3 protein-coding genes and 1 pseudogene are annotated in these 10,270 nt (G+C 35.2%); all 4 read left to right on the top strand.

Translation table 11 applies throughout. The annotated features are described in order from the left end of the window. Window positions 1–430 precede the first annotated feature (430 nt). A complete protein-coding gene (locus P9B04_RS07560; protein WP_342054383.1) occupies window positions 431–2,758 on the top strand; it encodes a non-ribosomal peptide synthetase in 2,328 nt (775 codons plus the stop codon). Between the two features lie 21 nt (window positions 2,759–2,779). Further along, complete coding sequence (locus P9B04_RS07565) at window positions 2,780–3,640, top strand: class I SAM-dependent methyltransferase (RefSeq protein WP_342054384.1); 861 nt, start codon at window positions 2,780–2,782, stop codon at window positions 3,638–3,640. A gap of 57 nt (window positions 3,641–3,697) precedes the next feature. Further along, entirely contained in the window at window positions 3,698–5,287 is a 1,590-nt protein-coding gene (locus tag P9B04_RS07570; protein WP_342054385.1) for a flavin-containing monooxygenase, read from the top strand. Window positions 5,288–5,369: 82 nt separating this feature from the next. Then, a pseudogene (locus P9B04_RS07575) lies at window positions 5,370–10,208 on the top strand (amino acid adenylation domain-containing protein); the annotation flags it as partial. Window positions 10,209–10,270 lie beyond the last annotated feature (62 nt).

Raw genomic sequence — 10,270 nt, forward strand, 5'->3', positions numbered from 1 at the left:
GTCGTAGAAAAATACCCAGAAATCTTCCCCATTGGGATGAAAAAAGGCTTTTCCTCTCCCGACTTGTTAGAAAGACTTTATCTTTCTCTAAAAAATTAGAAAATCATATCGGAGCTATTTGGAATTTTATTCATCATTATAATTTGGCGATCGCCCCTCAATCGTAATATCACTACATATTTATCACTACCAAATCTTATTAAAAGGGTTGATTTTTTAGTCAACTTAGATTCTGAAACCTTTATTTGATCCATTTTTCCCAACTCTTGTCACCCCGTCAATCCAATCATAATGTTCTTGAAAGCGTTTAGCCACTTGTCCAAAGGACTTTTCCGAGCCAAAATCTGTTAAAATTCGTTTGACGGCGATTGAGCGGTGCAGTCGCACACGCGGAGCGTGACCGCCTGTATGAATGGCTAATTTTTGATTTATGACTAAATTAGACAACTCACTTAAGATTAGTAATCCAATTTATCATGAGCTTTCCTATCAACAAAAATCTCTGTGGTTTTTGGAAAAGCTGAATCCAGAAACCAGTCATAATAATATTTTTATATCGGTTCGTATTACCGAAAATATCGAGATACTTCAATTTAAGAAAACTTGGAAGAGAATTATTACTCGTCATCCCAGTCTAAGGACAACTTATACTATGATTGGTGAGCAAATCTATCAACAAATCCACCCAAATTGTGATATTTCTTGGCAAATAGTTGAAGCTTCAAATTGGAGCGATGACGACTTAAAAACAGAGATATTGAAAGCAGTTCAACGAAAGTTTATTCTAGAGAAAGAATTTCCTTTGAGATTACATCTATACACTCGCTCTCAAAAAGAACATATTCTTCTGCTCACAATGCACCATATTGCGGGAGATATGTGGTCATTGGATCTTCTCCTCCAAGACTTACAAGAATTGTATCAAACTGGTTCTGAAAAAGAAAAAAGAAATCCCATTAATTATTCTAATTTTATAGAATGGCAAAAGAAGATGCTCGCTAGTGAAGAAGGAGAAAATCATTGGCATTATTGGCAACAAGAATTTTCCCAAGAATTACCGATCTTAAAATTACCAGCGAAAACTTCAGAATTATCAGAGAATAACTCAGAAAAAGGCTATTATTCTCGGTTATTAAAAAAAGAGTTAGTCCAAGAAATAAAAATTTTTGCCAAAACGAGACAAACCAGTTTATATAAAACCCTATTAGCCACCTACTTTGTCTTGCTTTATCGCTATATAGGAATGAAAGAGTTAGTAGTAGGAAGTCCCATGGCAGCTAGATGGTCTCAAGAAGCATTTCAAAAAACAGTCGGCTTTTTTTCTAATATTACTGCCCTCAAAGTAGAGATAACAAGCAATCCCATATTTCTTGATTTACTGAGACAAGTTGAGCAAAAAGTCAAGGCAGCACAGCAACATCAAGATTATCCATTGACCCTGCTTTTAGAAAGATTAAATTTACCACGGGATATTTCTTTAAATCCTTTATTTAAAGTCAGTTTTAACTGGCAAAAGCACAGATGGCAAAATACTGATAAACACAAAGGATTATCTCTGGAGCCATATCTGTTATTACATCAAATGGAAGGAGGCGAATTTACTGATTTAGGGGTTTCAATTGTTGAGAGTGGGGATAACTTACAGATGAATTGGTCTTATAAGAGTAGTTTATTTGAATTGGCAACAATTGAGAGAATAGCAGGACACTTTGAAACTTTGCTCAAAGGGATTATTACCAATCCAGAACAACCCATTTATCACTTGCCCCTATTAACAGAAGCTGAAAAACATCAAATATTAGTAGAATGGAATGACACGAAGACTGATTATCCTCAAAATAAGTGTGTTCATCAGTTATTTGAAGAACAGGCAAAAAAGACTCCCAATGCGATCGCCCTTGTTTTTCAAGAGCAACAGTTGACCTATGGAGAATTGAATCAAAAAGCCAATCAACTAGCACATTATCTGCAAACCCTAGGAGTGAAACTGGAAACAAAGGTAGGTATTTGTGTTGAACGTTCTTTAGATATGATAATTGGACTATTGGGCATTTTAAAAGCTGGTGGAGCTTATGTCCCTCTTGATCCGGCTTATCCCACGGAGCGATTTAATTATATTCTCAATGATACTCAGATATCTATTTTGGTAACACAACAGCATTTACTCGAAAAAATTCCCCAAGGAATAACCAATATAATTTGCTTAGATCGGGATCAACAGTTGATTGCCAGAGAAGACCAAACGAATTGTTTTGTCACAATCAAACCCAAGAATTTAGCTTATGTAATTTATACGTCAGGTTCCACAGGAAAACCCAAAGGGGTAGCCATTGAACACCAAAGTGTGGTTAATTTTTTGCATTCTCGCAATACGGAAATTTTCACCCTCAACGACTTGCAAGTTACACTATTTACAAGCTCTATTTGTTTTGATGCTAGTGTGGCTCAGATATTTTCTCCCTTGACAATTGGCAGTAAAATCATTATTATTGATGGCCTAGAAAAGTTATTTTTTTGGATCGATAAAGAGCAAATTACTTGTCTGACTATCGTTCCTTCCTTGTTAGAGCAACTTTTGAGAGAATCAACCCTGCCAAGCAGTATCAAAATAATTGGACTGGGTGGGGAATCAATTTCAGACTCTCTACTAGAAAAGTTAACCCAATACCAACAGGTTGAAAAGATTATTAATCTTTACGGACCCACCGAAAATACCATTGGTTCTTTAACAGCCCAACTTTATCAAAAATTAGATTAAAATGATTTCTCGTCAGCTTGTATGAACACAAAACATTATGATGTACCACTTAAACAACCCTCTAATGTTCCTTGGCTAAAATATCCGAAGTGGTGGGATATTTTAGGGCAACCTTTGCGTCCAAGTCAGCAAGATTTAGACTTTCTCAGACTTGAGGTCTTGCCTAAAATAACATACATCCCTTCAAAAAAGAAACTAGCATTATTATTAGGTGTAACGCCAGAAATCGCCACGCTACCGTGGGATGAACATACGGAAATTATGGCTGTTGATAGTTCTCCCAATATGATTAACTCAATTTGGCCACAAGAAAAAGTTCCTAGAGGAAAAGCTATTTGTGGAGACTGGCGACAAATTCCTTTGCCAGATAATTCTTGTGATTCAATTCTGGGGGATGGATGTTTTACTTTACTCGACTATCCTGATGGATATCAACAAGTTTTACGAGAAGTTTGTAGAGTGCTTAAACCTCAAGGCTTATTATCTATGAGATTTTTCTTAAGTCCATCTGAACCAGAAGATTTAAGCCTTGTATTTGAACAACTACGAGCTAAATCTATTGGTAATTTTCATATCTTTAAATTGCGTTTGGCAATGGCTTTACAAAAAAGTGTCCAAGAAGGGATAGCTGTTGCCGATATTTGGCAAGTATGGCAAGAAGAAATTGCCAACCCAGAAAGTTTTTTAGAGGAATTAGGCTGGTCTTCTGAGCTACTGAGTACAATGGATATCTATCAGAATTCATCTAGTGTTTATACCTTCCCAACCTTAGCACAAATTAGAAATATCTTTTTGCCTCATTTGAGAGAAACTGTGACTTATTTTCCTACTTATGAGTTAGGAGAACGTTGTCCCACTATTTTATTTCAACTTCAAAAATAACTAAAAGTTTTTTAATTTTTATTTATATACATTTATAGATTTAGGAGCTAAAATTCAATGTTAGCGTGTATTGTGATTGGAGCCGGACCAGGGGGTCTAGTTACTACCAAGGAATTATTAGAACAGGGAGTTAATGAAGTCGTTTGCTTGGAAAAAACCAATAGTATAGGCGGTGTTTTTGCTAATGCTTATGATAATTTAAGGTTAACTTCCTCCTGTACATATAGTATGTTCTCAGATTTCTGGATGGGAGATGGAAAACAACATGACTTCTGGAGTAAAGACGAGGTACTAGACTATTGGAAGCGTTACGCTCAACACTTTGGTGTTTTAGATAAAATCTGTTTTCACTCTGAAGTTATATCTTTGACCTTCCAAGAAAATCAACAATGGCAGGTAAAACTAAAATCCGGAGAAGAATTATTAACAAAAAGGGTTGCTTTAGCCATTGGCAATAATCATATTCCCAATTATCCACACTGGAAAAACCAATTAACCCAAGTTGATATTTTCCATTCCCAAGAATATCGGAATGGTGATCCATTTATTGATAAAAATGTCTTAGTTGTTGGAGGAGGAGAGTCTGCTTCAGATGTGGCCTTTGAGGTAGCTAGTGTTGCTAAAAAATGCTGGGTAAGTCTACGGAATTCGGCAGGATGGATACTACCTAGAAAAAGAGGAAATTATGCTGCTGACATTGCGACTCATCGAGGTTTATATGGTTTACCCAGAGAATACGGAAACATCCTTAGCCAATTGATTATTCAAAGAGAATTGAGCTACAATGATCCAATTAATAATGCTGTGGTTGAACTTAATAAAAAGGTTAAAGCTAAGAATCAAGTTTGGGGCATATACGGAACGAAAACTTTTGCCTTACCTAAAGCGATTGTTCAACACGGATGTGGCGTTGTTGGCGAGATCACAGAAGTAAAAGATGATGGCAAAACCTTAATTGCTGCAGATGGTGAAGTCCTGGAAAATGTTGACGTTGTCATATTTTGTACGGGGTATAAAAATAAGGTTTCTTTCCTACCTGATGAACTTAAACAAACCGATCCCAGAAGCCTTTATAAACATATGTTTGCTCCCCAGCTACAAGATAAAATTGTTTGGATCGGTTGGGCCCGTCCTAACTATGGTAGTCAGTTTCCTATTATGGAAATGCAAGCTCGTTTTTTTGCTTTGCTTTGTAGCGGTCAAAAAGCACTCCCCAACCTTCAACAAATGGAGCAACAAATTGCTATGGATCAAGAACTTTATTTAAAAGAGTTTGAACATAGTGCCGAGCGAATCCGTAGTTTAGTTGATTATTCCATTTATATAGATTCTTTGGCTGCGTTAATTGGGTGTCAACCTCCCTTGTGGCAATATTTGTTCCTCCATCATCGTCTTTGGTTACGAATGGTATACGGTGCCACTCAGTCCACACAATTTCGTTTGAAAGGGCCTGGACAAAAGAAAGAATTGGCTCATAAACTGATTATGAAACTCCCTGTCAGTTCTTTCAATCATGTGGTCAAAGCTGGATTAATCGGCCGTTTTATTTACGCTTTAAAAACTCTACTTCCATCTTTGCCTAGTCTCAAAAAACTGCACAAGATCCGAAAAAAAATTAATTTTAAATTATTGACTGTGAAATATTAATCTTTGGGTTTCCTCCGCCTCTTTCCACCAGTTATTAAACAGGTAAAGATTTAACTTCAACAATGTCTTAAAAAATATGCTCATCAAAATAGGAAAACCCATTTTCAATACCCAGGCTTACATTTTAGATCAACATTTAAACCTTGTTCCCATTGGGGTTGTGGGAGAGCTTCATCTGGGAGGAATTGGATTAGCAAGAGGCTATCTGAACCGTCCCGAATTAACCTCTCTTAAATTTATTCCTAATCCCTTCAGCAATGATCCAGAAGCGCGACTTTACAAAACAGGTGATTTAGCTCGTTATTTACCTGATGGAAATATTGAATTTTTAGGGCGTATTGACCATCAAGTTAAAATTCGAGGATTAAGAATAGAATTGGGGGAAATTGAAACAGCTTTAAGTCAACATCCCCAGGTGGAAAAAGTTGTTGTCCTGGTTAGAGAATATCAACCAGCTAACAAGCGACTCGTGGCCTATTTAATTCCTCAGCAACAAGGGAAAGTTAGCCCCCAACAATTACGAAGTTTTCTGCAACAGAAGCTGCCTGAGTATATGATTCCCTCGGCTTTTGTTCTTTTAGAAAATTTTCCTTTAACCGCGAATGGGAAAATAAATTTTAAAGCCTTACCTGAACCTAAAATCGAAAGAGACGAAGAAATTATTAGCCCAAATAACCCGACACAAGAAATCCTAACTAATATCTGGAATCAATTATTAGGAGTAGAAGCAAGTATCACAGACAACTTTTTTACCTTGGGGGGACATTCCTTATTAGCAACGCAATTAATGTCTCGAATTCGGGATAGTTTTAATCTAGAAATTCCCATTAAAAGTTTGTTTAAAAATCCAACTATAAGTCAATTAAGCGGATTAATAGATACTCAAAGAAACCTAGATAAGAGTCTCCCTCCAATTAAGATGATTAAAGACACTCCAGAGATACCACTTTCTTTTGCACAATCTCGTCTTTGGTTTTTAGAACAATTAGAAGGAATAGGAGGTGTTTATAACATATCAAGCGCATTTAAACTGAAAGGTCCTCTGAATATGGATATTTTAGAAAAAGCCTTTAATCTCTTATGTGAACGACAGAAAAGTTTGCGAACTGGGTTTCAAAAAAAAGAGGGAGTAGTTGTTCAAAAAATAAATCAAGAAGTTAAGGTAAATATTTCGTTAATTGATTTACAAGAATGCTCACAACAAGAAAAAAAAATAAAACAGTTAATACAAGAAGAAACTGTCAAACCATTTAATTTAGAAATTCCTCCTTTACTGAGAACTATCTTAATAAAAATCAGCAACCATAACTATATTTTACTGTTAACTATACATCATATAATATCCGATGGCTGGTCACTAGGAATTTTAACCAAAGAGTTATCTAAGATTTATCAATCTTTATTAGAAAACCAACCGATAGAATTACCTGAGTTGGCTATACAATATACTGATTTTTCCCAATGGCAACGTCAATGGTTACAGGGAGAAACATTAAACAAACAAATCAACTATTGGAAAAAACAATTATTAGGATCTCCTCCCATCTTAGAATTACCAACCAATCAACCACGTCCTTCTATTCAAACTTTTTCCGGTAATCATCAAACTTTCACGATATCAGCAGAAGTTACCCAAGAATTAAAAAAATTAAGTGGACAACATGGAGCTACTTTATTTATGACCCTTATAGCAGCATTTGGGGTTCTTTTATCTCGCTATACTCATCAAAAAGATATCGTTATTGGCTCTCCTATTGCTAACCGAAATCAAAGTGAAATAGAGCAATTAATCGGATTTTTTGTTAATACTTTGTTATTGAGAATAGATGTAAACAACAATCCGACTTTTGACGAATTATTGAAGCGGGTTAGAACAATGGCACTAGATGCTTATACCCATCAAGATATTCCTTTTGAGAAGTTAGTAGAAGAATTAAATCCTGAAAGAAATCTGAGTTATACTCCTTTATTTCAGGTTCTGTTTGCTTTACAGAATGTACCTAAATCAACTTTAGAAATACCTGAAGTAACTGTTAAAACAATGAAGATAAAAAGAAGTTTGTCTAAATTTGATTTAAGCTTATTTATGACAGAAACTGAGACAGGATTAAGGGGAGAATTTGAATATAATGCAGATTTATTTGAAAAAGAAACTATTGGTCGTATGATTGGTCATTTTGATACTTTATTAACCCAAATAATAACTAATTCTGAAACCCAAATCAATCAACTTTCTTTTCTAACACCAGAGGAAGAAAATAAAATTTTAAGAGAATCGAATAAAACGAGAAGGGATTATCCTAAAGATAAATGTATTCATCAATTATTTGAAGAACAAGTTAAAAGAACACCAAAAGCTATTGCGATTGTTTATAAAAATGAAAAAATAACTTATCAAGAATTAAACAACAAAGCTAATCAGTTGGCCTACTATTTAAGAAAATTGGGGATAAAAGCAGATTTATTAGTTGGAATATGCTTAGACCGTTCCATAGAAATGTTAATCGGATTATTAGGAGTATTAAAAGCTGGAGGAGCTTATGTTCCTTTAGATCCTAATTATCCCGCTTCACGCTTAAATTATATGTTGACAGATTCTGGTATTGAACTATTATTAACTCAACATAAGTTGTTATCATTATTGTCAACAGAAAACAGAGCAGTGGTGTGTTTAGATAGTAATTGGGAGACAATTGAGCAGCAGTGTCAGGAGAATCTTGATATTGAGATATGTTCAGATAATTTAGCTTATGTAATTTATACTTCCGGTTCTACTGGCAAACCCAAAGGAGTAGGGATGAATCATCGTCCCCTGATTAATTTGATACTTTGGCAACTGAAAACCTCTTCAGCCAAATATGGCACAAAAACGGGGCAATTTACTCCAATAAGCTTTGATGTGTCCTTCCAGGAAATATTTTCTACTTGGTGTTCGGGTGGAACTTTAGTGGTCATCCCAGAAGCGGTGCGAAAAGATGGAACAGCATTATTACAATTTATTAGAGAACAAAGTATCGAAAGGCTATTTTTACCATTTGTTGCTCTTGAACTATTAGCCAGTAGTGCATCTAATACTGAATTTCTTCCATCTAAACTGTCTGAATTAATTACTGCCGGAGAACAGTTAAAAATTACTCCTACTCTAACTAACTTTTTAACCAGACTTCCCCATTGTACTCTAGAAAATCAGTACGGGCCAACCGAAACTCATGTAGTGAGTGCTTTTAAATTAAAAGGTTCTCCCAATAATTGGGAGTTGCGTCCGCCTATTGGTCGTCCTATCTCCAACGCCCAAATCTACATCTTAGATAAGTATCTGCAAGCAGTCCCCATAGGGGTATCAGGAGAATTGTACCTTGGCGGTGATGTCTTAGCCAGAGGCTATCTTAACCGTCCGAAATTAACCACCCAAAAATTTATTCCTAATCCTTTTGGAGAAGGAAGATTATATAAAACAGGAGACTTAGCCAAGTATTTACCAGATGGAAACATTCAATATATTGAACGAATTGATGACCAGGTTAAAATAAGAGGCTTTCGCATTGAATTAGGAGAAATAGAAACCATCTTAAATCAACATCCCCGGGTCCAGGAAACTGCAGTTATTGTCAAAGAATATCCCTTAGGAAATAAACAATTAGTTGCTTATATTATTTCTAAATCTAATCAATCGCCAACTCCAACAGAATTACGAAGTTTGCTTAGTGAAAACTTACCCAGCCATATGATTCCTTCTGTTTTTGTTAATTTAGAAAATTTTCCTTTAACCCCCAGTGGAAAAATAGATCGCTTAAGCCTTAAGAAAAAGAATTTAGACAAAATAATTAAGAAAACTGAACATATCGGTTATAGAAATTCAATAGAAAAGCAATTAACAGATATTTGGCAAAAAATTTTAGAACGAGATCCTATTAGTATCAACGACAATTTTTTTGAGTTGGGAGGTTCTTCCTTATTGGCTGTTCCTCTATTACATAGTATTGAGAAAAAATTAGGTATATCTTTATCATTGGCAACATTATTTCAAAATCCTACTATTGAAAGTCTTGGTAAGATTATTAGTCAAAATACATGGGAAGAATCTTGGAATTTTCTGGTTCCCCTACAAACAAAAGGATCTAAAAAACCTTTATTTGCTATTCATAATAATCTTGGTGATTATCTGAATTTAATTCCCTATTTAGGAGAAGAACAACCTATTTACGGTTTAACTGATCAAAATTTACTCATAAAAGCTAGACAAGGTGAAGTTTCGCTTGAACAACTGGCGGACAGTTATCTAAAAGAACTACGATTGCTTTGTCCTGATGGTCCCTATTTTTTAATCGGTTTTTGTATTGGAGGCATGGTAGCTTGGGAAATGGCACAACAGTTAGTTGCAGCGAATCAAAAAGTAGCTTTACTGGCTTTAGTTGATACCTTCGCCCCCAGTTTTCGTTCACCTATGTCTTGGAGGCAACGAGTCGTTTATCATAAAAACGAGTTATTAGAATTAGGAGTTAAAAACTATCTATTGCAAAGACTAAAATCTATTCAATTCAAAGTAGAAAAAAAAGTAGAAAAAAAAGTAAAAACACAAGACACAAGGATTCAGTTATTACTCAAAAAAGAAATATCAGAACTTTCTAGAAAACAACAAAGTGCAGCTACAGTAGCAATTAATCAACAAATAAACAAAATTTATTCTCCCCAACCTTATGCCGGTAAAGTCGTCTTGTTTCGTACAACTGAAACGCAAAAACGTTTAGAGCGTCCATCAAGTTCTCTTGATAAACAAATGGGTTGGGGTAATTTAGCTGTTGGTGATTTCGTTATTTATGATCTTCCTGCATTACATAGTTATGTCTTCACAGAACCATCTGCACAACTTTTAGGTCAATATTTAACAGATGTGGTCAACAGGGCAAATCTAGGGAGTTGAAAGAATATTATCAAAAAATTGGGTTTAAAACCCCGTGCTTCTAGCACGGCTTTTGTTGTTTC

Origin of the sequence: Crocosphaera sp. Alani8, from assembly GCF_038442745.1 — a bacterium.
Taxonomy (GTDB): Bacteria; Cyanobacteriota; Cyanobacteriia; order Cyanobacteriales; family Microcystaceae; genus Crocosphaera.